Annotated in this window: 22 protein-coding genes and 1 riboswitch; of the genes, 5 read left to right on the top strand and 17 right to left on the bottom strand. The window is 27.6% G+C overall.

The window, feature by feature from the left end:
* Window positions 1-178: 178 nt before the first annotated feature.
* A complete protein-coding gene (locus EIH23_RS02085) occupies window positions 179-1,438 on the top strand; it encodes an NAD(P)-dependent oxidoreductase (RefSeq protein ID WP_122638565.1) in 1,260 nt (419 codons plus the stop codon).
* Between the two features lie 31 nt (window positions 1,439-1,469).
* Here EIH23_RS02085 and EIH23_RS02080 read toward each other — a convergent pair whose 3' ends face one another.
* Together EIH23_RS02080 and EIH23_RS02075 are read right to left on the bottom strand one after the other, a co-directional pair.
* On the bottom strand, window positions 1,470-2,048 hold the full coding sequence (locus tag EIH23_RS02080) for a hypothetical protein (RefSeq protein WP_122638564.1): 579 nt from the start codon (window positions 2,046-2,048) through the stop codon (window positions 1,470-1,472).
* Between the two features lie 247 nt (window positions 2,049-2,295).
* Window positions 2,296-4,416 carry a DNA topoisomerase III gene (locus EIH23_RS02075; protein WP_122638563.1) on the bottom strand — a complete coding sequence of 707 codons (2,121 nt, stop codon included), beginning with the start codon at window positions 4,414-4,416 and terminating at the stop codon, window positions 2,296-2,298.
* Between the two features lie 315 nt (window positions 4,417-4,731).
* Between EIH23_RS02075 and EIH23_RS02070 the strand changes: the two genes are divergently transcribed.
* Window positions 4,732-5,322: a CD3073 family putative ECF transporter S component gene (locus EIH23_RS02070; protein WP_122638562.1), complete on the top strand. Its 591-nt coding sequence runs from the start codon at window positions 4,732-4,734 to the stop codon at window positions 5,320-5,322.
* Between the two features lie 41 nt (window positions 5,323-5,363).
* Here EIH23_RS02070 and EIH23_RS02065 read toward each other — a convergent pair whose 3' ends face one another.
* Both EIH23_RS02065 and proB read right to left on the bottom strand, forming a co-directional pair.
* The gene (locus EIH23_RS02065; RefSeq protein WP_122638561.1) at window positions 5,364-6,605 is read right to left on the bottom strand and encodes a glutamate-5-semialdehyde dehydrogenase; all 1,242 of its coding nucleotides are present in this window, start codon (window positions 6,603-6,605) and stop codon (window positions 5,364-5,366) included.
* Between the two features lie 16 nt (window positions 6,606-6,621).
* The gene (proB, locus tag EIH23_RS02060) at window positions 6,622-7,434 is read right to left on the bottom strand and encodes a glutamate 5-kinase (protein ID WP_122638560.1); all 813 of its coding nucleotides are present in this window, start codon (window positions 7,432-7,434) and stop codon (window positions 6,622-6,624) included.
* Window positions 7,435-7,740: 306 nt separating this feature from the next.
* Window positions 7,741-7,828: riboswitch (glycine riboswitch) on the top strand.
* Between the two features lie 249 nt (window positions 7,829-8,077).
* Here proB and EIH23_RS02055 point away from each other — a divergent pair.
* Window positions 8,078-9,454, top strand: a complete 1,377-nt coding sequence (locus EIH23_RS02055; RefSeq protein WP_122638559.1) for an alanine/glycine:cation symporter family protein — start codon at window positions 8,078-8,080, stop codon at window positions 9,452-9,454.
* Between the two features lie 77 nt (window positions 9,455-9,531).
* Here EIH23_RS02055 and EIH23_RS02050 read toward each other — a convergent pair whose 3' ends face one another.
* From EIH23_RS02050 to EIH23_RS02035, 4 genes are all read right to left on the bottom strand, one after another.
* Window positions 9,532-10,662: a sodium ion-translocating decarboxylase subunit beta gene (locus EIH23_RS02050; RefSeq protein WP_122638558.1), complete on the bottom strand. Its 1,131-nt coding sequence runs from the start codon at window positions 10,660-10,662 to the stop codon at window positions 9,532-9,534.
* Between the two features lie 28 nt (window positions 10,663-10,690).
* Window positions 10,691-11,038: a biotin/lipoyl-containing protein gene (locus EIH23_RS02045; RefSeq protein WP_207734804.1), complete on the bottom strand. Its 348-nt coding sequence runs from the start codon at window positions 11,036-11,038 to the stop codon at window positions 10,691-10,693.
* A 91-nt stretch (window positions 11,039-11,129) separates the two neighbouring features.
* Window positions 11,130-11,405, bottom strand: a complete 276-nt coding sequence (locus tag EIH23_RS02040; protein ID WP_122638557.1) for an OadG family protein — start codon at window positions 11,403-11,405, stop codon at window positions 11,130-11,132.
* 16 nt (window positions 11,406-11,421) lie between these two features.
* Window positions 11,422-12,825 (bottom strand): oxaloacetate decarboxylase subunit alpha, encoded by a 1,404-nt coding sequence (locus EIH23_RS02035; RefSeq protein ID WP_122638556.1) that lies wholly within the window; start codon window positions 12,823-12,825, stop codon window positions 11,422-11,424.
* Between the two features lie 217 nt (window positions 12,826-13,042).
* On the opposite strand from EIH23_RS02035, the gene EIH23_RS02030 reads away from it, so the two are divergent.
* Complete coding sequence (locus EIH23_RS02030) at window positions 13,043-13,621, top strand: TetR/AcrR family transcriptional regulator (protein WP_122638555.1); 579 nt, start codon at window positions 13,043-13,045, stop codon at window positions 13,619-13,621.
* Between the two features lie 79 nt (window positions 13,622-13,700).
* Here EIH23_RS02030 and EIH23_RS02025 read toward each other — a convergent pair whose 3' ends face one another.
* From EIH23_RS02025 to EIH23_RS01995, 7 genes are all read right to left on the bottom strand, one after another.
* Window positions 13,701-14,450 carry a DUF4405 domain-containing protein gene (locus EIH23_RS02025; protein WP_122638554.1) on the bottom strand — a complete coding sequence of 250 codons (750 nt, stop codon included), beginning with the start codon at window positions 14,448-14,450 and terminating at the stop codon, window positions 13,701-13,703.
* A gap of 110 nt (window positions 14,451-14,560) precedes the next feature.
* The gene (locus EIH23_RS02020; RefSeq protein WP_122638553.1) at window positions 14,561-15,340 is read right to left on the bottom strand and encodes an ABC transporter ATP-binding protein; all 780 of its coding nucleotides are present in this window, start codon (window positions 15,338-15,340) and stop codon (window positions 14,561-14,563) included.
* Window positions 15,340-16,329, bottom strand: a complete 990-nt coding sequence (locus EIH23_RS02015) for a FecCD family ABC transporter permease (protein ID WP_122638552.1) — start codon at window positions 16,327-16,329, stop codon at window positions 15,340-15,342. The genes EIH23_RS02020 and EIH23_RS02015 overlap by 1 nt, the downstream gene beginning before the upstream one ends.
* 21 nt (window positions 16,330-16,350) lie before the next feature.
* A complete protein-coding gene (isdE, locus tag EIH23_RS02010; RefSeq protein WP_122638551.1) occupies window positions 16,351-17,244 on the bottom strand; it encodes a heme ABC transporter substrate-binding protein IsdE in 894 nt (297 codons plus the stop codon).
* A gap of 9 nt (window positions 17,245-17,253) precedes the next feature.
* Window positions 17,254-17,802 (bottom strand): class D sortase, encoded by a 549-nt coding sequence (locus EIH23_RS02005; RefSeq protein WP_122638550.1) that lies wholly within the window; start codon window positions 17,800-17,802, stop codon window positions 17,254-17,256.
* Entirely contained in the window at window positions 17,803-18,459 is a 657-nt protein-coding gene (locus tag EIH23_RS02000; RefSeq protein ID WP_122638549.1) for an NEAT domain-containing protein, read from the bottom strand.
* A gap of 8 nt (window positions 18,460-18,467) precedes the next feature.
* Window positions 18,468-20,531, bottom strand: a complete 2,064-nt coding sequence (locus EIH23_RS01995; protein WP_122638548.1) for an NEAT domain-containing protein — start codon at window positions 20,529-20,531, stop codon at window positions 18,468-18,470.
* Between the two features lie 192 nt (window positions 20,532-20,723).
* On the opposite strand from EIH23_RS01995, the gene EIH23_RS01990 reads away from it, so the two are divergent.
* The gene (locus EIH23_RS01990) at window positions 20,724-21,467 is read left to right on the top strand and encodes a helix-turn-helix domain-containing protein (RefSeq protein WP_122638547.1); all 744 of its coding nucleotides are present in this window, start codon (window positions 20,724-20,726) and stop codon (window positions 21,465-21,467) included.
* 48 nt (window positions 21,468-21,515) lie between these two features.
* Here EIH23_RS01990 and EIH23_RS01985 read toward each other — a convergent pair whose 3' ends face one another.
* Both EIH23_RS01985 and EIH23_RS01980 read right to left on the bottom strand, forming a co-directional pair.
* On the bottom strand, window positions 21,516-22,910 hold the full coding sequence (locus EIH23_RS01985) for a sensor histidine kinase (RefSeq protein ID WP_164488955.1): 1,395 nt from the start codon (window positions 22,908-22,910) through the stop codon (window positions 21,516-21,518).
* A 107-nt stretch (window positions 22,911-23,017) separates the two neighbouring features.
* A complete protein-coding gene (locus tag EIH23_RS01980; protein ID WP_122638545.1) occupies window positions 23,018-23,470 on the bottom strand; it encodes a hypothetical protein in 453 nt (150 codons plus the stop codon).
* Between the last annotated feature and the right edge of the window lie 160 nt (window positions 23,471-23,630).

Below are 23,630 nucleotides of genomic sequence, written 5' to 3'. Positions count from 1 at the left end.
TTTTTTTACAATATCATATATAATATTACTAAAATATACATATTTAGTAAACTATAGTAGTTAAAAAACAAAATATACATTTATCTTTTATCTTTGTTAAAATATAAATTAAATTTCACTTTACTTTTTTGATATAATATAATCTAAATAATAAAATTAATACTACAAGGGGGATATTATGAATAATCTTTTAAATGAAGCAAATAATTGTCTTTTATGTAAAAACGCTAGATGTCAAAAAAATTGTCCAATTAATACTCCAATTCCAGAAATAATAAAACTTTTTAAAGAAAATAATTTCGAAGAAGCGGGTAAAATACTTTTTGAAAATAATCCCTTATCTTCTATATGTGCAATTGTATGCCCACACGAGAATCAATGTAGTGGTAACTGCATAAGAGGTATAAAAGGTGAACCTGTGCATTTTTATGATATAGAAAAAGAAATTTCATTTGAATATTTAAAAAATATGAAAATTACAAAACCCGAGTCTAATAATTTAAAAGTAGCTATAGTTGGTTCTGGTCCAGCTGGAATAACAGTTGCTTTTGATTTAGCTAAAAAGGGATATGATGTTACTATTTTTGAGAAAAATGAAAAAATAGGCGGAGTATTAACTTATGGTATACCAAGTTTTAGACTGCCTGAAAATATAATTAATTTACTTGGTACAAGATTAAAAGAATATGGTATAAAGATAAAAATAAATTCTTTAGTTGGACCTGTTGTAACTTTAGATAAGCTTTTTGAAGATGGATATAAAGCTATATTTATAGGTACAGGTGTTTGGAATCCAAAAAGATTGAATATTAAGGGTGAAACTTTTGGTCATTGTCATTATGCCATAAACTATTTAAAGAGTCCTCACCTTTATGACTTAGGTGAAAAAGTTGTAATAATAGGTGCTGGTAATGTTGCTATGGATGCAGCTAGAAGTGCAAAGCACTATGGAGCTAAAGAAGTATATATAACATATAGACGTGATTTTGAAGATATGACTGCTACTAAGCATGAAATTAATGATGCTAAAAATGAAGGTGTTTTATTTGATACTTTTAAATCACCTGTTGAAATAGTAGATGAAGGTATAATACTTGCTGATACAAAAAAAGTAACTAATGAGGATGGTTCTACTTCACTTATTACTATCGAAAATAGTGAAAAATTAGTTGAGTGTGATTCTATTTTAATTGCAGTTAGTCAAGAAGCTAAAAATAATATAGTAGTTAATAATAAAGGATTAGATGTAAAAAGAGGAGGTCTTTTACATACTAATGAATTTGGACAAACAACAAGAGAAGGTGTATTTGCATGTGGAGATGTTGCCCATGGTGCAAGTACAGTTATAGAAGCTGTAGTTGCCGCTAAGAGAATTTCTCAATCTATAGATGCATATATACAAGGAACTTTAAATGATGAAATTGAGTTTACATCATAATATTTATAAATAAAAATAAGAATATCTCAAATTAATTTGAGATATTCTTATTTTTTAATTTTAAGGTGAAATATGGTATAGATATTATAGAACCTATAAGTGCATCAATCATATCAATCATAGTATCTTTTAATCCACCAATTTGTGTATGCATTCCGAATAAACTATCTATAGTAAATTCTAATATTTCCCACATACTTGCAATTCCCATTACAAACATAAATAAAAAAGTAATTATAAAAATTATATTCATATTATTTATATTTTCACTATTATTAAAATACTTAATAATTAAATATGCTATATTACATGTAATTATTCCTGAATATAAGTGTAAAAAATCATCATAATGATTTATATTGTAGAATTTAAAACAAGTTCCAAGTAATACAGATATAAAAATAAAAAACGTTAAATTCACAAATATACCATTATCTAAAAGCTTATTATATTTTATATTTATTATACTTAATGCTATGGTACCTATTATACAAAGCCCTATTGTGATTATTTTTTGCATTTCATTCTCTTTAAAAAAGTAAACCGAAGAAGCTAAATATATACTATAAATAACAATTAAAAAACACTTTATGATTTTTTTATTTTTCATTACAATACCTCTTTAACATAATTTAGTAAAGGATTTGATGAGCATGCTTAAATCATCTTTAATTACTTCATCTTCTAAAGTATTATACGTAATAATTTGAGTTTTCATATCGTTTAATATCCCCATAAATTTATTATATATAAGTACCTCCTTACTTATAATTCCTATAAAAAGTATAGCATAATTACGCATAAAAAATATGGTATATAGAAATTGATGCTTTAATTTCCATATACCATATTTTATATTATTTTTTTAATTTTAAAAGAGCTTCTGCAAATGGGTTATTAAAAGCTTCATCATTTTTATTTTGATTTTTTAAATACTTTTTTATATCTTTTTTAGATGCTTTGTTTTTTTCTTCTTTTTTACGCTTATTAAATGCTGATAACTTTTCTCTATATCCACATTTACAAACAAAAATTCTTCCGTCACCTTCACCTTTTAATTCTAACTTTTTATGGCAATTTGGGCATCTAGAATTAGTAACTTGTGAAATAGTCTTTCTAGTATTACATTCTCTATCTTCACAAACTAGTATTTTCCCTTTCTTTCCATTTACCTCAAGCATATATTTACCACATTCTGGACACTTATTTCTCGTTAAATTATCATGCTTAAATTTATTATCACTATTTTTTATTTCTTTAACAATATCTTTAGAATAATTATTTATTTCCTTTAAAAATACATCTTTACTTAGTTTTCCTTTCGAAATGTGATTTAGCTTACATTCCCATTTTGCTGTAAGTTCTGGTGTTTTTAAATCACTTGGGACTAAGTCTAACAATTGTCTTCCTTTAGATGTTATGTGTATCTCTTTTCCTTTTTTCTCTACTAAAAATGAATTAAATAATTTTTCTATTATATCTGCTCTAGTTGCCACTGTACCTAAGTTATTCTTTTCCATAGATGTAAGAAGTGTACCTTCATTTAGATATGATGGAGGATTAGTTTTTCCACTAGTTTTATTGATCCTACTTATATCTAATATATCGCCTTTCTTTAAATCAGGTATACTATCATAATCCTCTTCATCATCTATATCTTTATAGTTTTCTTTCCACCCTAAGTTAATTATTTTATTTCCTTTTAACGAAAACTGTTCACCTTCTATTTCACCTATAGCTATCGTTTGAACATATTCATATGGAGGACATAATACACTTAAAAATCTCTTTACTACTAAATCATAAATCTTTCTTTCCTTATCACTTAAATCGCCTAAAAATACTCTTTCTTCTGTTGGTATTATTGCGTGGTGATCACTTACCTTAGAATCATCTACAAATGATTTATTTCCTATTAATTTAGATTTTAATAATTTTGTACAAATTCTAGTATAGTCACTTACATTTACCGCTTTTATTCTATCTTTTAAGGTATCTACTATATCTTCAGTTAAATACCTAGAATCTGTTCTTGGATAAGTAAGTATTTTATGGTGTTCATATAGCTTTTGCATTATAGATAATGTTTCTTTAGCTGAATAACCAAATATTCTATTTGCATCTCTTTGTAATTCAGTTAAATCGTATAGCTGAGGAGAATATTTCTTCTTCGTGCTTTCACTTACTTCAATTAGTTTTAATTTATTGTCATTTATCTTTTCAATAATAGAGTTTATTTTATTTTCACTAAATGTTGATTCACTTTTATTTTTATTATCTTGCCATATAAATTTTAATTTACTATTCCCTTTAATAGTATTAACTTCTATACCATAATAATCTTTAGGTTTAAATTTTCTTATTTCGTCTTCTCTTTTTAATATCATACCTAATGTTGGAGTTTGTACTCTACCACAAGAAAGTTGAGCATTGTACTTAGTTGTTAAAGCTCTAGTTGCATTTATACCAACTACCCAGTCAGCCTCTGACCTTGCTATTGCTGAATAATATAAATTATCATATTCTTTTCCATCTTTTAACTTGTTGAAACCATCTTTAATAGCCTTGTCAGTATTAGATGATATCCAAAGTCTTTTTAATGGCTTACTTGTTTTAACTTTATCTATTATCCATCTTGCAACAAGCTCTCCTTCCCTTCCTGCATCAGTTGCAATTACAATTTCATTTACATCATCTCTATTCATTTGTGATTTTACTACATTAAATTGTTTACTAGTTTTTTTTATTACAACAGTTTTTAAATATTTTGGAAGTATTGGTAGATCCTCTATATTCCAATTTCTATATTTTTCATCATAACTCTCTGGGTCTGCTAAGGTTACTAGATGTCCTAAAGCCCATGTAACTATATATTTAGGACCTTCTATATATCCATTCTTGTCATTTTTACAACCTAATACTCTAGCTATATCTCTACCTACTGAAGGTTTTTCTGCTAAAACTAATATTTTTCTCATAAGGTATTCCTTTCTATTTTCATCGCTAAAATCTATCAAAACTTAAATCTAATATACATTTTTGACTTTCTTTATTATTCTACCATTACTATGTTCATATGTTTAGTATAAATAAGTCATCTAGTAAAAAAATATATAAATTAATATCTGTTATATTTCTACATATTATTACTTTTAATTCCAAATATATATATATATTTATCCTTAAAATAACTATCCATAATAAATACTGATGGTTATATATCTTAGTATAAAAAATTGCAATTTCAGTTATTATTCTCTTTAATCTACACTTTATCCTAAAGGGGTGGTTATATGAAAAATAAGTCTATTACATTTATATTTTGTATTTTTATTAATATTATCTTAGGATTATTTGTACAAGTTTTAAATATTCCGTTATTATTTTTAGATACTGTAGGCACAATATTCGGTGCAGTAACATTAGGTCCAATTTTAGGTGCTCTTATTGGTGGATTATCAAATATTATATTAGGTTTTGTCTCAAATCCTCTTACATACTCATATATTCTTGCTAACATTGCCTTAGGCTTAATAGTTGGATTTATTTCTAATAAGAAAGGCTTTTCTTATAAAGAAGCTTCTATTGTTGGGGTTATACTGTCTATAATATGTCCTTTAATTAGTACTCCAATTTCTTTATATCTATTTGGAGAACTTAATAGTAATGGATCTAGTCTATTATTAGCTATATTATCTAGATCAAACGAAATAATTTTTAGTGGCGTTTTTATACCTAGATTAGTAAGTAACATGGTTGATAAAATTATTTCATGTTTATTTGTAGCATTTATATTAACTAAAATATCTCAAAAGTATATAAGTAAAATTGATGAAGCAAAAAAAGAAAGTCAATTAACAGTTGAATTAGTTGAAAATAATTAAAAAATAGGCTTACTCAAAATTTATTTGAGCAAGCCTATTTTTTATCTAACTTGACCATTACCATAAATAATGTATTTTATAGTAGTTAATTCTTTTAATCCCATTGGTCCTCTAGCATGTAATTTCTGTGTGCTTATTCCTATCTCTGCTCCAAATCCAAACTCTGATCCATCTGTAAATCTAGTTGATGCATTTACATAAACTGCTGCTGCATCTACTCTTTGTAAGAATTTTTGAGAGTTTTTGTAGCTTTCTGTAACTATACATTCTGAATGTCCTGTTCCATATTTATTTATATGAGATATTGCTTCATCTAGATTTTTTACAACCTTTATAGCTATTATATAGTCTAAATATTCTATATTCCACTCATCATTGACAAAATCTATATCGTTAACTATAGATTTTGATATTTCATCACCTTTTACTAATACATTTTTTTCTCTAAGCTCTTTTACTATCATTGGCAAAAACTCTTTTGCTATCTTTTCATTTACTAATAATTTTTCTGCTGCATTACATACGCCTGGTCTAGATGTTTTAGCATTTATTATAATATTTTTAGCCATATCAAAATCTGCTGTTTCATCTACATATATATGACAATTACCTGTTCCAGTTTCTATTACCGGTACTGTAGCATTCTTTACTACAGATTGTATAAGTCCTGCTCCGCCTCTAGGTATTAATACATCTATAAATTCATTTAGCCTCATCATCTCTGTTGCAACACTTCTAGATGTATCTTCTATAAGTTGTATTGAGTTTGTTGGAAGCCCTGCTCTTTCTATTCCCTTTTTTAAAGCTTTTACTATCGCTTTATTAGAATTTATAGCATCACTTCCTCCTCTTAATATAGATGCATTTCCTGTCTTTAAACAAAGACCTGCTGCATCACACGTTACATTCGGTCTAGATTCATAAATTATACCTATAACTCCTATTGGAACTCTTTTTTGACCAATTTGAATACCATTAGGTCTTTGCCACATAGATGCAACTTCCCCAACTGGATCTTGTAAATTTACTATCTCCTTAAGACCTTTTGCCATTTCATTTATTCTTTCATCACTTAAAACTAACCTGTCTAGTAGTGATTCTGATATTCCTTTGTTTTTCGCATTTTCTATATCTTTACGATTAGCATCTAATATTTCTGATTTACTATTTATAAGCTCTTCTGACATTAAAGTAAGAGCATTATCTTTTTCTTTTGTTGATAAAACTCCTAATTCATAAGATGCATCTTTTGCACTTTTACCTATGACTAATAAATTACTCATATTTTTCCCCCTAAATTTATTTTCTTTTTCCCACAAATAAAGTTCCTATCTCTTTTCCATTTAAGATATCTAAAATTATTTCTGGATCTTTACCATTGGCTAGAATCATATCTATACCTTGTTCCGTGGATTTTTTAGCAGCTATCAATTTAGTAGCCATTCCGCCAGTTCCTAAATCACTTCCAGCTCCACCTGCACATGCCTCTAGCTCCTCTGTTATTTCTTCTATTTCGCTAATTAATTTTGCATTATTATTGTGTCTTGGATCACTATCATAAAATCCATCTATGTCTGATAATATTATCAATAAATCTGCATTTATTAATAAAGATACTATAGCTGATAGGTTATCGTTATCTCCAAAATTAACTATATTTTCTATTTCATCTATAGATATAGTATCATTTTCATTAACTATAGGTATTATTTTTTTTTCTAAAAGTATATCGAAAGTATTGCAAACATTATTTTTAATTCGATCATCTTCTATAACATCTCTTGTTAACAATACTTGACCTACTGTGTGGCTATATTCTCCAAAAAATTTACTATATATATGCATTAATTCACATTGTCCAACTGCAGATAATGCTTGCTTTTCTCTTATATCTTTGGGCTTTTCTTTTAAATTTAGTTTACTTACTCCAACACCTATAGCACCAGAACTTACAAGAGTCACTTCTTTCCCTGAATTAACTATATCTGATAATACTCTTGTTAATTTCTCAATTCTATTTAAATTAATATTTCCATTATCGTATGTAAGAGTCGATGTCCCAACCTTTACTACAATTCGTTTTGCCTCTTTTATTTTGCTACGAAAGCCCATTTTTTCTCTCTCCTTAGATTATTATTTTTTATATTCTATCTATGAAAATATGTTACTATACCTGTTTTACCTTATCAAGAAAAAATGTTTTATATTTAAAATTTTTGATCTTTCATACCTTGTTTCACTTTCCCTATATTTAATTTTTATTAATCTTATTGACATATTTCTAAATATTGTATACGATTACTAATAAATAAGTGCTATAACAAATCAATATCCGTTGAAGCTTTATAGAAGAGTTATCGTTTAGATACGCCGAAGGAGTAACACTCTCAGGAACTTTTATAAGTAGGACTGTAAAGCTTAGGAAACTCTGGAGAGACCCATTAAAGGGCGCCGAAGGGGCAAGGCTTATGCTCAATCTCTCAGGCAAAAGGACAGGGATTATACTATTATTTATGTTAGTATCTATAAATTATTATAATTACTTTAGTTTAACTAAGTATTATTTATAATTTTAATTTATATATAATAACTAAAATTATAGTTTCCATGCATATCCAGAGCTAAGTCATATAGATTTAGCTTTTTTTATTGCATTAAAATTATTAATATTTTATATTAAATTCCTGTCAATTAGTTCATTTAAAACCTCATTGATTTTGTAAAGCATAAAATAATATTATGGAGGAATGTTTTTATGAATTTAATTGATCTATTAAACAATATTGACTCATTTATATGGGGGCCACCTTTACTTATTCTTTTAGTAGGTACTGGTATATTTTTTACTTTTAAATTAAATTTTTTACAAATTACCAAATTACCTAAAGCTTTAAAACTAATCTTTTTTGCTGAAAATGATGGTAGTGGCGATATTTCAAGTTTCGGTGCACTATGCACTGCACTTGCAGCTACTGTTGGTACAGGTAATATTGTTGGTGTTGCTACAGCAGTAAAGGCTGGTGGACCTGGTGCACTATTTTGGATGTGGGTTGCTGCATTCTTCGGTATGGCTACTAAGTATGCTGAAGGTGTTCTAGCAATAAAATATAGAACTAAAGATAAAAACGGTCAAATTTCTGGAGGACCTATGTACTATATCTTAAATGGTATGGGTAAAAAATATAAACCTCTAGCTATGTTTTTCGCTTTTAGTGGTATATTAGTAGCTTTACTTGGTATAGGTACATTCACACAAGTTAATGCTATTACAGATGCTATAAAAGGAAGTTTGGGTATTAACCCTAAAGTAACAGGCATAGTGCTTGCTGTTTTAGTTTCATTGGTAGTATTTGGAGGACTTCAAAGTATTTCTAAAGTTGCTACTAAAGTAGTTCCTTTTATGTCTATAGCTTATATAGTGCTATGCTTATTGATATTAGGAACTTATATTAAAGAAATACCAATAGCATTTTCTTTAATAATAAAAGGTGCATTTAATACCACAGCTGCATTTTGTGGTTTTTTAGGTGCAACTGTATCTATGGCAATTAGAAATGGTATTGCTAGAGGTGTATTTTCTAATGAATCAGGTCTTGGTAGTGCTCCAATATCTGCAGCTGCTGCTAAAACAGAATGGCCTGCTGAACAAGGACTTATCTCCATGACGGGTACTTTTATAGATAGCTTAATCATTTGTACACTTACAGGTTTAGCCCTCATATTATCAGGTGTTTGGAAATCTGATTTTAACGGTGCATTAATGACTCAAGCTGCCTTTAAAAGTATTTTACCTACAATTGGCCCTTTATTCTTAACTCTTAGTTTAAGTTTATTTGCCTTTACTACAATACTTGGTTGGAGCTATTATGGTGAAAGGTGTTTCGAATTTTTATTTGGTGTAAAAGGAATAAATGGATATAGAACTTTATTTGTTTTAATGGTTTTACTTGGAGCATTTTTAAGATTAGAAGTAGTTTGGATTATAGCTGATATTGCTAATGGATTAATGGCTTTGCCAAACTTGATTGCACTACTTTTCTTGTCTCCAGTGGTTGTGTCTGAAACTAAATTATATATGACTCATTTAGATAAAAAATCAAGTATTAAAGAAAGTAAGACTATGGAAATGTAATTATATAAAATAAAAGGTAATTGATTTTATAATAATTTATTATATAAAATCAATTACCTTTTTGTAGTATTTAATTATTAAGCAAAGAACTTAAGTAATATACCAGCTGCTACCGCAGAGCCTATAACACCTGCTACATTTGGACTCATAGCATGCATTAATAAGAAGTTTGAAGGATTTTCTTCTTGCCCAACCTTTTGAACAACTCTTGATGCCATTGGTACTGCTGAAACTCCTGCTGCACCTATCATTGGGTTAACTTTTCCTTTAGTTAATTTACACATTAACTTTCCGCCTAAAACTCCTGCTGCTGTACCTACTGAGAATGCAGCAAGTCCCATTGCTATTATACCTAAAGTTTGAGCACTTAATAATGTATCTGCATTAGTTGTTGCTCCAACTGATAATCCAAGTAATATAGTTACTATATACATTAAAGAACTTTGAGCAGTTTCTACTAATTTAGGAACTAATCCTGATTCTTTTATTAAGTTACCAAACATTAACATACCTACAAGTGGTGCTGCTGTTGGTAATAATCCTATAACTATTATCATAACTACTATTGGGAATATTATCTTTTCTTTTTTAGTAACAACTCTAGTTTGTTCCATTTTTATAGCTCTTTCTTCCTTAGTAGTTAAAGCTTTTATTATTGGTGGTTGTATAACTGGTACTAGTGCCATATAAGAATAAGCAGCTAGCGCTATTGTACCTAATAATTCTGGAGCTAGCGCACCAGTTAATTGTATAGCTGTTGGTCCATCTGCACCACCTATTATACCTATAGATGCTGCTTGTGGTCCTGTAAATCCAAGAGCTATCGCTCCTAAGAATGCAAAGAATACACCAAATTGTGCAGCTCCTCCAAGTAACATTGTCTTAGGATTAGCTATCATTGGACCGAAATCTGTTCCAGCTCCGATACATAAGAATATAAGTGGTGGATAAATACCAAGTTTAACACCTTGATATAGATAGTAGAATAATCCACCTTTATCACCATCATGTGCAGCTTTCATTAAATCAACACCTGGCATATTTGCAAGTAACATACCAGTTGCTATTGGTATAAGTAAGTATGGTTCATAACCTTTGCTAATAGCTAAGTATAAGAAAAAGCATGCTAAAGCTATGACTATTACTTGTTTAATGTTCATTTGTGCGAACCCTGATTCCATTACGAAATCCATTAACATTTGACCCATGTCATCTTCCTCCTCTAGCTTTTTAATACTATGCTATTTTTAATATTACATCTCCAAGATTTACGTTTTGTCCTTTTTCAACATGTATAGTTGATATAGTTCCATCAACTGGAGCTATTATTTCATTTTCCATTTTCATTGCCTCAAGTATAGCTACTACGTCACCTTTTTTAACTGCTTGTCCTTCTTTAACTAATATGTTGAACATGCTTCCTGGCATTGGAGCAGTTATATCTTCACCAGCACCATTTGAAACTGGAGCTGCTTTAGGAGCTGGAGCAGCAGTTTGAACTGGCTTTTGTCCTGGCTGTACTTCTTCTACTTCAACTTGATATACTTTTCCGTTTAATGTTATGTTATAAGCTTTTATACTCATTTTAATCTCCCTTTCATTTCATAAAAATAATTTTATAATTTCGATTTTAATTTTTTATATTTTTTATAATCATGTTAGTGTAAGTTAATTATTACTTTACTCTTTTTATACTTCTTATATGAAGGTTTGGATTTAACTTTCCATTTCCAGCCATTATAGATGCTGTTAAGCAAGCTACTAATCTTTCTTCTTCGTCATTATCATCTATCACTGTATTTGTAGTAACCGGTTTAACTTCTTCTTTTTTATTTTCTTTAAATAAAACTTTAAATGAGCTAAGTACTACAGCTATTAAAGCTAAAGTTAAAAGAACGATTGTCATACTTGATATTGTGATAGATATACCATCCATAAATGTTATATTCATATTTACCACCTATTCTCTACATAGTTACTGTTATATATTGTATAGCATTTTCATCAACTTCTTCAGTTGTAGCACATTCATTGTACTTAGATTCTAAGAACTTTGGAGCTACTTGAGGGAATAATGCATAAGCTAATACATCTTCATCAGTCTTAGCTAATTCACCAGCTTCTTTTTTCATAGCTTCAAATTCAGGAGCTATTAAATCAGCAGGTCTTACAGTTATTACTTCATCATCTCCAATTATTTTCTTTTTAATTTCTTCATCTATTGATGCAGGAGCCTTACCATATAATCCTTTTACATAGTCTTTTATTTCTTTTGGAACTAACTTATATCTTTCTCCTGTTAAAACATTGAATAAAGCTTGTGTTCCAACCATTTGACTTAAAGGTGTTACAAGTGGTGGGTATCCTAAGTCTTTTCTAACTCTTGGTACTTCGTTAAGTACATCTTCATATTTATCTTCAGCATTTTGTTGCTTCATTTGAGATAAAAGGTTAGATAACATTCCTCCCGGAACTTGGTACTTTAATGTTTGAGGATCTGTTAGTAAAACCTTTGCATCAAGTACGCCTTCGGCCATATACTTATCTCTTATTGGCTTAAAGTACTCTGCAACTTCAAGTAAAGCTTCCATATTTAATTCTGGATTTCTATCCATTTCAGCAAAAGCTATTGCTAAAGATTCAGTTGGAGGCTGAGAAGTACCACCAGATAATGGAGATATTGCTGTATCGATTATATCTATACCTGCCTCAACAGCTTTCATATATAACATTTCAGCTATACCACCTGTACAATGAGTATGTAGCTCTAAAGGCAAATCAGTTACTTCTTTTAATTTCTTTATTAAGTCATATGCATTGTATGGTGTAAGTACCCCTGCCATATCTTTTATACATATAGAATCAGCACCCATATTTTCCATAGTTTTAACTAATTCAACATAGTACTCAGTAGTATGTACTGGACTTGTTGTATAAGATATTGCACATTGACAGTGTCCATTATATTTCTTTATGGCTTTCATTGATGCTTCTAAGTTTCTAACATCATTTAATGCATCGAATACTCTTATTATATCAATTCCATTTTTTATAGATAATTCTATAAATTTTTCTACTGTATCATCAGCGTAGTTTCTATAACCTAAAAGATTTTGTCCTCTAAGTAGCATTTGTAACTTTGTATTTTTAACATGCTTTCTTATAAGTCTTAATCTTTCCCATGGATCTTCATTTAAGAATCTTATACAAGAGTCAAATGTTGCTCCACCCCAAACTTCCATTGAGTAGTATCCTACTTTATCCATCGTTTCTAAAATAGGTATCATTTCATCTGTTTTTAACCTAGTTGCCATTAAAGATTGATGTCCGTCTCTTAAAGCAGTTTCAGTTATTTTTAACTTACTATCCATTAACTCACATCCTTTATTTTTAATTTAAGACCATTATATATATATATAGTTATAATGAACTCATTCACTGAACATGTTCATTATAACTATTTTTTACCTTATTATCAATATTAAATATAAAATTTTTATTAAGTTCTATGTATTTACATGATTTTTTTATAGTTGTATAATTAAATAAATAAATTATTTACATAATTTAATATAGGAGAGTTTAAAAATGAAAAAAAACTTAACAAAAAGACAACTCCAGGCTATAGAAACAAAAAACAAAATACAATTTTGTGCTAAGAAACTTATCAGAGAAAACGGATATGAAAATGTAAGCGTTAGAGATATTTGTACTGCAAGTGGTGTTGCTACAGGAACATTTTATCTATATTTCCCTTCAAAAAGTGATTTATTTGTATCATCTTATGAAAGTAATCAAAATGAGGTTGCTAATAATATAAATTATGAATTAGAGTCTAAAGATACTCTTACAAAAATAAAAGTTTTTTTCTTAAATTATATTAAATATAACGAAGATTTTGGTGTTGATGGCTTAAAAATTGTATTCTCTGATTGGAATAAATATAGAAGTGGAAAATTAGGCGAAATCCTTAAACATATAATATTAGATGGTCAACAAAAAGGAGAACTATCTACAGAACTTTCTGCAGATGAAATGTATATTTACTTAATTTCAGCTGCTAGAGGCTTACTTCATGAATGGTGCATAAGTAATGGTGAATTTAATTTACAAGAAAGAGCTTATAAATATATAACTCTTTTAATTAGCTCTTTACCAATAAAGTAATAATTATATATTTTTATACAAAAAAACTGTTAATAAAATTTTATTAACAGTTTTTTTATATAATATATTATTTTATGAGTTAAGCTATGTCTTTGCTTATTTTTAAGACATGTTTTTTATTTTTCTTTAAAGTCTTATCACAATAGTATGTTGCAATTGAAAATACTGATAATATTGATCCATATGTGCTTGCTACATTTATAAATGATGGTTTCTCATGTTCGCCATAATATGAATTTCCACCATCTATATCCTGTGGTTTTATATGTTGTACTACATATTCTAAACATGAGTAAGTTTTTGTAAAGTATTTTTGGCTATAAATAGTATAAGATCCAAGCGCTAATATAATTAGAACTACTAAAGTTGATATTAACTTTGTAACTTTGGTATCTTTTTTTATTTTAAATACATTCTTTGACATATTCATTACCCAGCTCCAATAAATACCTATGTGTATACCTATTAAAGATAACGATAAATATGATGCACCAAAATGAAGCATCTTCCAAAACATTACTCTGTCATAAGTGTTTGCCTTCATAATAAACACACCACTTAGTATTATCGTTATGATTGATATAAGTAATATTAAACTTAACAAATATGAGAATTTAGTTCTAAATTTTATTTTTCGGTCAAATAGTCTTTTACTTATATTTACTATCCATTTTCTATTTAAAATCATATGCGCAAGTATAAATATTCCAAATACTAATCCACTCATCGTATGGAATTTAAAGCTTATTAGATTTTTCTTAAAAAATGTTATAAATAAGATAGCCATTGCTATATCTAAAGTTAATTTTATTTTATTTTTTGTACTCATCTTTCCTCCAAGTAATTGATTTTCAATTTCATTTACTCTTATTATTTTACATGAATATCTAAAATTAACTTTAATTATATTTAGTTTTTTTTAATATTTTTATATTTTTATTATAAATTACAAACCTTAGTTGGAATGAAATACTGCTCATTCTCTAAGTTATTCATAATACCATCAACTTTATAAACTTCTTTTAACAGATTTATATCCATTATATTTTTAGCATTGCCACTTTTTATAAGGCAACCATTTCTCATTACAACGATATTATGGCTGTATTTTATAGCTTGATTTATATCATGAAGTACCATAACTACAGTTATACCATGATCTTTATTTATAGACTTTACAAGTTCTAAAATTTCGATTTGGTGATATATATCTAAATATGTAGTAGGCTCATCTAAAAATAAAACTTCAGGTTTCTGAGCTAATGCCATAGATATAAATACTCTCTGTCTTTCTCCACCTGATAAACTCATAACGGGTTTATTTCTATACTTTTCTAAACCTGTACAATTTATTGCCCATTTAACTATATCATTGTCATTCTTATTTTCTTTTTCAAAAAATTTTTTGTGAGGTAATCTACCATAACTAATTAAGTTTTCTACAGTTATATCATTTGGCACAGAGTTTTGTTGATGTACAGTGGCAACTTTTTTTGCTATATCTTTATACTTCATTTTCTTTATACTTAAATTATCAATTAATATTTCACCATTTTTAACTTTATTTATACCACATAATAAACTTAATAGTGTTGATTTACCACTACCATTTGGACCTAGTATTGTAGTTATTTTACCTTTTTCTATATTTATATTTAAATTTTTAATAAAATCTTTATTCTCATCATAAGAAAATTCTATATCATTTCCAATTATCATTATACTTCACTCCTTCTAAGTAAACATAAAAATACAAGACCACCTATTACCGCCATAACAACACCTACTGGAATTTCTAGTGGGCTAAATACTATTCTTCCAACTGTATCAGCTATTAAAAGTAATATTGCTCCCATTGTTATACTAAATGGTATTAAGTATTTATGAGTCGATCCCATAATTATTCTACATATATGAGGCACTACTAAACCAACAAATGCTATTACTCCGCCTATTGAAGTTGCTGTTGCACTTAAAAATACTGCAACTATACATATTAAGAACATATGTAAATCATAATTTAGTCCTAAGCTCTTTGCATTTTTTTCCCCCAGCGCTATTAAGTCACATGATTTATAAAGTAAAAATGCACCAATATGTCCGATAATTGAATACACTAATAAAAGTTTAATATCTATCCATGTTATATTAGCTAAACTTCCGGTTAACCAACTTTGTATACTGCTTATAGTTCCGGCTCCAAACTGAATAGTTATATTTGTAATTGCAGTTATCATCGCATTTACTGCTACTCCAGCTAAAACTATTCTTATAGCTGACAAGCCTTTTTTATATGACAATGAAAATACCATCATACAAGCTAATAGCCCCCCTAAAAAACCAAATAATGGTCTTATAAAATTTAATTTCGGTAAAAATAATAATATTACCACTGAAACTAATGAGGCCCCTGATGATATACCTACTATTGAAGGCTCTGCGAGTGGATTTCTTATTATAGCTTGTAAAAGTACTCCTGATACAGCTAAATTGGATCCTATAATTATAGCTGCAATAACTCTAGGAATTCTTATATCTTTTATTATATTTATTTTGGGATTATTCGTATTATATAGTAACCCTTTTATAAGTTCGTTTATTTCGACTTTTATACTACCTAAGTTAATAGATACTAAAAATAATCCTAATACTGCTATTAATGATAGAAGTATCAAAAAACTTTTCTTTTTATTTGAATTTATTTTCATTTCTATAAAACCTCATTCTCTTTAGTAAAGTATATCATGCATCATATCCAAAGCTTCAATTACTTTTAAATTTGCACTCATGCCAAAGTAGTCATTTTCTAAATAATATACATTTCCATTTTTTACAGCCTCTAAGTTTTTCCATGCAGCATCACTTTCTAAAGTTTCTTTAACTTGAGCCTTTGTAGTTTCTGGATCTGCATGAGTCATTACTACAATTTTATCTGGATTTATATTTAGCAACTCTTCTTTATTAATTTGAACAAAAGAAGAACTTGAATTTTCTAATGCATTATTTCCACCTGCCAATTCTACTAAATTACCAACATAACTTTTGCTTGTTCCAAGCATCATAGTACCAGGTGCTCCAAATATAACTAATACATTCGGCTTTTCACTATTATTAAATTTAGCTTCTAATTCACTTTCTTTTGATTCTAATTGTGATATTATCTCGCTAGCCTTTTCTAACTTACCAAACTTCTTTCCTAGAGTATTTATAGTTTCTTTTAAACCATCATAACTACTTAAGTTTACAAATTCGCTAGGTATATTATTTTGAGTAAATGTATCTATAAAGTCTTGACCTAATGTATCTACTGATACAACTAGATCTGGATTTAAAGATTTTATAATTTCTAAATCTGGATTCATTGGAGCTCCAACTTCAATTGCATCTTTTGTACTTTGTGGTAATTCATAAGATGTTTTTGGTACTCCACTTACTTTAACTCCTAACTCATCTAATATTTCAGTAACTGCAACTGATGTTGCAACTACTATCGAATCTTCACCGTAAGTTTTATCTTCTGGTTTAGCTACATTATTTTCTTTAGCATCATCATTTGAGCATCCTATTATTGTCATCATTGACATTAGTGCAAATATATTTATCAAACATTTTTTTAATTTCATGATTGTCTCCTACTTCTTTAAATTTCCTTTTACTATTAACCTATCTTTACCTTGATTAGTACAAGTAACAATCGTTAATTCTTTTAAATCATTGTCTTGATTTAAAACACTCATATTAGTAGGCTCTGTCTCAAAAATATCGCTTACTATATAAGTAAATTCACCTTTTAAACTGGTTATTTTTATTTCATCATTAATCTTTATTTTATCTAAATCATTAAATATATTATTGTACACTGTGCTACTATGTCCAGCTATACAAAAATTCCCATTTTCTCCTGGCATTGCTGTATTCTCAAAATGACCTACGTAGTATCTTATTTGTTCCTTATTAGTGCCACTTACTATAACAGAGTTTATTCCAACACTAGGTATATCAATTAATCCAATTTCGTCACCAAGATTAATTTCACTATTCTCATTATTTTCTTCATTGATTTTTTGTGTAAAGTTATTTTTAGCTTCTTCTTGTTTATATTTTGTATATATATTTAAAGACACTGAGCCCAATACTAATACTAGGCCCAGTGTAAATAAAATCTTAGATATTCTTTTCATTTACTTCTTTCTCTTAAATAATACAAATATTATTGTTATTGCTAAAATAACTACTACACCAATTATAATTACATTACTTAAATTATTTTGAGAAGATTCCTTAACTTGAGTTTGGACATTTTCACTTTCTTTATCTTCACTTGAAGAATCAACTTCTTCAGGCGTTGATTCTTCAAAAGCTTCAACTAACTCTAATGAATCTAAATTAGGTATTAATTGATATTCTACATCTCTTCCCATAGCATCTACATACATTTGTATAAGAATAGTATCATCAGGATTTGTAACTTCAAATTTTAACTTTATAGTTCCTTCTTCTAAGTTCTCTTCTACTTTTTCAAATTCTACACTTTCATCGTTAACAAGAATCCTATGGTTATTCATATATTGAGCTCCAGAAAGACCTAATGTATAGTAAATCTTTCCATCTCTCTTTTCAAGAGTCATATTCTCATCTGTATATGATCTTGACATAGAATCTCCTATTTCATTTCCATCTAAATATTTTGTTTCATTAGTTAATGTGTATATACCACTTGCTATTTCATCATTTTTATCTGCATAAGCAAAGTTTGAAGTTAATGTCATTATTCCTATTAACAATAATGACATTAATTTACTTATTTTTCCCTGTAATATATTTTTAAATGATTTCATTTAAATTCCTACTTTCTTTTTCTTCTACCTAAAATGCCTGCAGCTAAAATCATTGTAGATCCTGCTCCTATCATCATGCTTGAGTCTAAAGCTGAACCAGTTTGAGGAAGAGTTCCATCTTCATTTAAATCAAAATCTTTTACAAATGTTAATGTATCTTCTAGTAATGTTACTCCAAACTCTATATCTCTAGACATTGGTATTACATACATTCCAACTTTTATAGAGTCACTTAATTCAGATACTTTAAATCTTAAACTTATGCTATCTCCTGATTTTGATACAACAGTGTGAGATACCTTACTTCCATTTACATATATAGCATGATTTTTCATATAACTTGATCCTGTAAATGTTAATGTTACATATGTTTCTCCATCTACTATTTCTACTTTAGATGTTGAACTTAAATATTTTCTAGCCATTTCTTTACCTGTTTGACTAGAGTGAGAAACTGTATTTTGTATAGTATATAACTTTCCTTTTTTTACAGTTGCTGTAGTTTCATCAGTGTTAGTATCTGTATTTGTAGTTGTACCATTATTTGTAGTAGTTGAATTTCCATTATTTGTAGTATTATCACCAAATACTAATGTACTTTTATCAAATGTAGTTTTAAAACTTACATCTCTACCCATAGCTGTAACATTTACACTAACTAATACTTCTGAATCTATTGATGGTATTTCAAAGCTTATTGTTCTATTTTGTTTATTTACATCTAAAGAAACATTTTTCCCATCTACACTTACTCTGAAATTATCTAAGAATGAGTATTGTGCTTCTGTGAATCCTAATGTTACTTTTATTTTTCCATTTACAACTTCAATTTTAGAATTTTCTTCAAGTACTTGACGTGCCATACTATTTCCAAGCTCACTGTTTCCTGTTCCTACATAAGAAACTGTATTCTTAACAGTATAAGTACCATCTTTTATTGTTCCAGTTGTTTCCGATCCTATAGATCCCCCTGTATTCCCATTTGTTCCTGAGTTATCTTCTGATCCTGTAGATCCTCCTGTGTTTCCACCTGTTCCTGAGTTATCTTCTGATCCTGTAGATCCTCCTGTGTTTCCACCTGTTCCTGAGTTATCTTCTGATCCTGTAGATCCTCCTGTGTTTCCACCTGTTCCTGAGTTATCTTCTGATCCTGTAGATCCTCCTGTGTTTCCACCTGTTCCTGAGTTATCTTCTGATCCATTTGATGGTTTTGATACAATTATTTCTTCATATTTTATATTTGTTTTATCAAATTCAGTAGAAAAACTTACTTCTCTTCCCATCATAGTAACATTTACACTTACAACAACTTTAGAATCTATTGATGGAATTGCAAAGCTTATTGTTCTATTTGCTTTATTTACTTCTACATCTACACTTTCATTATCAACCTTAACTTTAAAGTCACCTAAGAATGTATACATTGATTCGCTGAAAGTAAGAGTAGTTTTTATCTCACCATTTTTTACTTCTATTGTAGAATTTTCTTCAAGTACTTGACGCGCCATATTATTTCCTATAGTTGCATCCCCTGACCCTATGTATGACACTGAATTTTTAACTGGATATGTATCATCTTTGATTACTTGCTTTACATCAAATTGTGGTACTATTTGGAATGCCATTGCTGAAGAATGAGCTGCTACACCCGGTATGTTAACTTTCATACTTGCTTCAACTTTCGAATTAACACTATTTAATTCTATAGTGTAAGAAGACCCTTCATTTTTATACTGAACTTCTTTTCCATCTACTATAAATTTGTGTTCATCCATAATTGCGTGTGAACTTGCTTTATATTCTACAACTAAGTATATCTTTCCATTTTCTACTTTTACTTTAACCCCTTGCATATGAGCCTTTATATGATTTGATTTATCTTGTCCATCCTTTATATATATAACATCATAATTTACATCATATATATCATCAACTAATGATCTTTCTATTGATATTCCTTCATTTGATATATAACTATCTGCATGAACATAGTTCACTGATCCTGTAGCTACCATAGAAAATATAGCAATTGCCGCTGCTGTTGTTTTTAATGCCTTATTTTTAAATATCATGTATTCCCTCCAAATATATTAATTATTTCTGTATTGACTTTTATTTTTATAAAAAGTATTATTTATTATATGATACTGATTTTCATTTACGATATGATTATACTACAAATTACATAAATATTTTTCATTATATTTATATTTTTTAAGTATTTTTACATTTTTTATGTATTAAATAAATTTTAGGAGTTATATATGAATTTTGAAACTAGCATTTTAACAGACTTTTACAATTGTTGTAATGTTCCAATAAGATTAACAAATGAAGAGTTTAAAGATCTCTGTAAAGTTGGATATACAGATTTTTTTGATAGGATATATCCTATAGAAGAAATCAAATTAAATATAAATAATTCTGAAGAAGAGTTCACAAATTTTCATTTGAAATTGAAAAATGATATAAATTATAAAATTGTTGATATGTCTAAATATAATAAAAAAACTGGATATTTTGTTATAGGGCCTTTTAGAACAAATGTTATTACTAATTTAATAAATAAAGATATTCCTTATAAACCTATCGCTTGTTGTCAATATTTAAGTACTTTAATTCTTAGTATCTATGAAGATAAATTAAAGCAAAGTACTCCATCTTCTATAATGAGTCCTTATATAAGAAAAGCGATAGGATATATACATATGCATTATAAAGAAGAGATTTCTATAGATTCTATTTGTGAAGAGTTAGATATAAATAAATGTTATTTCTGCAGTTTATTTAAAAAGTATACAGGAAACACATTTTCTTATTTTTTAAATAATTTTAGAGTTGAAAAAAGTAAAGAACTTTTGAGAAATACAAATTTAAGTTTACTAGAAGTGGCTTTTTCGGTTGGATTTAACAATCAAACTTATTATAGTATAATCTTTAAAAAGTTTACAAATCAAACACCTTCTCAATATCGTTCTTCATCACTTTTATGCGAATTAAATGAATAAAAAATGATGTAAGATAGTTTTACTATCTTACATCATTTTTTATAATTATTAATTTATTTCATCAAATTCTAAAATAGATTTAAACAAATCTCCATCTATTTCTATTTTAAAGTTACCACCTTGTAAATTTACTAAATCCCTTGCTATCGCTAAACCTAAACCACTACCTTCTGTATTTCTAGATTCATCTGCTCTTTTAAACCTTTCCATTATTTCAACTGGATCGAAATTTAATTCATAGGAAGATATATTTTTCATTGTTAAATTTACCGTTCCATCATTAACACTTATATCTATATATACCCTCGTTCTTTCTAAAGAGTACTTTACTATATTAGATAAAAGATTTTCAAAAACTCTAAACATACGTCTTCCATCAGCATATATATATACCTTCTCTTTAGGTGCATTTAGCTTTATCTCTAATCTTGTTTCTAATAATTTTTCTTCCATTTCGCCAATACTTTGTATTAGTAATTGCTTCAAATCAATCTTTTCCATATTAAGCTCTATATTTCCACTACTAGCCTTACTTGCTTCAAATAAATCTTCAATTAATATATTAAGTCTTTTAGATTTCGAATCTAATACGTTTATATAATCGTTTATATAGGACGGCTGTATATTTTCTTCCTTTTTTATTAACTGTATGTAATTAATTATAGAAGTTAAAGGGGTTTTTAAATCATGAGATACATTAGTTATAAGCTCAGTCTTCATTCTTTCACTTTTTAATGTATCCTCTATTGAGTTTTCTAATCCCTGTCCAATATTATTTATGTTTTCAGCTAATATATTTAAATTATCATCTTCTATGATAGATATTTTATAATTTAAATCACCAGATTTTATTCTCTCTGAACCTTCAATTATTTCATTTATATAGTTAAGTTTTTTTAATATATATGATGTAAAACAAATCATAGTTATAGTCATTACTATAGACACAACTCCTATACCCAAAAATAAAGATAATAAGTTTAAAATCATACACCCTATACCTATTATTGCTATTTTTCTTATTATACTAATTTTATTATTAGCTTTAATGCTACTAACTATTATATATTTAGCATTTATTAAATTTTTAATTATAAAACTAGTTTTTAATATGCCAGTCTTTTTATCAAAATATTTAAACTCACTTTTAAACATTACTATACAAAATATAAATATAAAATTAGCTATTATAATTAAAATACTAGATAAAAAATCAATATAGTAATATGTATAATTATCATTAACAAAAGCAAAAAGTAATATTAATAATACAATTATGAATTCTACTGGAATTTTGCTATAATATTTTAATAGTTTACTTTCCTTAATTGTAATATCTACCTTTCTCAATTTGCATACAACGGCTGATATTATACATAATATAGACGACACTAATCCTATAAAGAAATAATTTTTAATGAGATTTATTGCTCTTGTATACATATAATATTCTCCATATAAACTTCCTTGTTCATTTAACTTTTTAGGTATAGATAAATATAATTCCATACTATTGTTTATATTAGAAATATTACTATAGTAGTTAGTATTTATTTTTTTTCTTCATTTCCAACCTTTTTAATATAAGTATTGCTAGTTTTATTAACACTTATATTTACATATGAATTTGTATTTCTTTCAAATTCATCTACATCAGTATATTTTGTATTTGTAATATAATCACTGGTACTTTTATCTATAGCAATAAATTTTATATTATCTAGTGAATTAGATTCATAATACCCATAATATGAATTAATATTACTATCTCCATACAACTCAATTTCAATCCCTTGTACAATAGAAGGTAAAACTTTATCATCAAATCTTTCACTTTTATAAAAATTTGGCTCTATAAAACTCCACTTATCTTTATTTATATAGCTAGTGCTCATATCACTAGTTCCACTTTTAAAAACTATCATAACTGATGTTAATAAAAAAGATAAAGATATTATAAATATTGTTAATATAGTAAATTTAGCCTTTTTGTCTTGTTTCATTAAGCCACCTCTTCTTACTGTTTATATAACAAGTACTTTATATAATATTAAATTAACTAAAACCATTATAGATATAATTGCTAATATACTTTCTCTAAAAAATGTATAACAAATTAGTATACCGGCTATTTGCATTAATATATACAAAGCTAATATTAGT

Source organism: Romboutsia sp. Marseille-P6047, assembly GCF_900604535.1.
In the GTDB taxonomy this organism is placed as follows: Bacteria; Bacillota; Clostridia; order Peptostreptococcales; family Peptostreptococcaceae; genus Romboutsia_E.
Note: the sequence above shows the minus strand (reverse complement) of the source record. Positions and strands in the feature narration are given on the sequence as shown.

Coding starts and splice junctions, on each gene's coding strand:
- EIH23_RS02085 (WP_122638565.1), top strand. CDS start 179: ATGAATAATCTTTTAAATGAAGCAAATAATTGTCTTTTATGTAAAAAC.
- EIH23_RS02080 (WP_122638564.1), bottom strand. CDS start 2,048: ATGAAAAATAAAAAAATCATAAAGTGTTTTTTAATTGTTATTTATAGT.
- EIH23_RS02075 (WP_122638563.1), bottom strand. CDS start 4,416: ATGAGAAAAATATTAGTTTTAGCAGAAAAACCTTCAGTAGGTAGAGAT.
- EIH23_RS02070 (WP_122638562.1), top strand. CDS start 4,732: ATGAAAAATAAGTCTATTACATTTATATTTTGTATTTTTATTAATATT.
- EIH23_RS02065 (WP_122638561.1), bottom strand. CDS start 6,605: ATGAGTAATTTATTAGTCATAGGTAAAAGTGCAAAAGATGCATCTTAT.
- proB (WP_122638560.1), bottom strand. CDS start 7,434: ATGGGCTTTCGTAGCAAAATAAAAGAGGCAAAACGAATTGTAGTAAAG.
- EIH23_RS02055 (WP_122638559.1), top strand. CDS start 8,078: ATGAATTTAATTGATCTATTAAACAATATTGACTCATTTATATGGGGG.
- EIH23_RS02050 (WP_122638558.1), bottom strand. CDS start 10,662: ATGGGTCAAATGTTAATGGATTTCGTAATGGAATCAGGGTTCGCACAA.
- EIH23_RS02045 (WP_207734804.1), bottom strand. CDS start 11,038: ATGAGTATAAAAGCTTATAACATAACATTAAACGGAAAAGTATATCAA.
- EIH23_RS02040 (WP_122638557.1), bottom strand. CDS start 11,405: ATGAATATAACATTTATGGATGGTATATCTATCACAATATCAAGTATG.
- EIH23_RS02035 (WP_122638556.1), bottom strand. CDS start 12,825: ATGGATAGTAAGTTAAAAATAACTGAAACTGCTTTAAGAGACGGACAT.
- EIH23_RS02030 (WP_122638555.1), top strand. CDS start 13,043: ATGAAAAAAAACTTAACAAAAAGACAACTCCAGGCTATAGAAACAAAA.
- EIH23_RS02025 (WP_122638554.1), bottom strand. CDS start 14,450: ATGAGTACAAAAAATAAAATAAAATTAACTTTAGATATAGCAATGGCT.
- EIH23_RS02020 (WP_122638553.1), bottom strand. CDS start 15,340: ATGATAATTGGAAATGATATAGAATTTTCTTATGATGAGAATAAAGAT.
- EIH23_RS02015 (WP_122638552.1), bottom strand. CDS start 16,329: ATGAAAATAAATTCAAATAAAAAGAAAAGTTTTTTGATACTTCTATCA.
- isdE (WP_122638551.1), bottom strand. CDS start 17,244: ATGAAATTAAAAAAATGTTTGATAAATATATTTGCACTAATGTCAATG.
- EIH23_RS02005 (WP_122638550.1), bottom strand. CDS start 17,802: ATGAAAAGAATATCTAAGATTTTATTTACACTGGGCCTAGTATTAGTA.
- EIH23_RS02000 (WP_122638549.1), bottom strand. CDS start 18,459: ATGAAATCATTTAAAAATATATTACAGGGAAAAATAAGTAAATTAATG.
- EIH23_RS01995 (WP_122638548.1), bottom strand. CDS start 20,531: ATGATATTTAAAAATAAGGCATTAAAAACAACAGCAGCGGCAATTGCT.
- EIH23_RS01990 (WP_122638547.1), top strand. CDS start 20,724: ATGAATTTTGAAACTAGCATTTTAACAGACTTTTACAATTGTTGTAAT.
- EIH23_RS01985 (WP_164488955.1), bottom strand. CDS start 22,910: ATGTATACAAGAGCAATAAATCTCATTAAAAATTATTTCTTTATAGGA.
- EIH23_RS01980 (WP_122638545.1), bottom strand. CDS start 23,470: ATGAAACAAGACAAAAAGGCTAAATTTACTATATTAACAATATTTATA.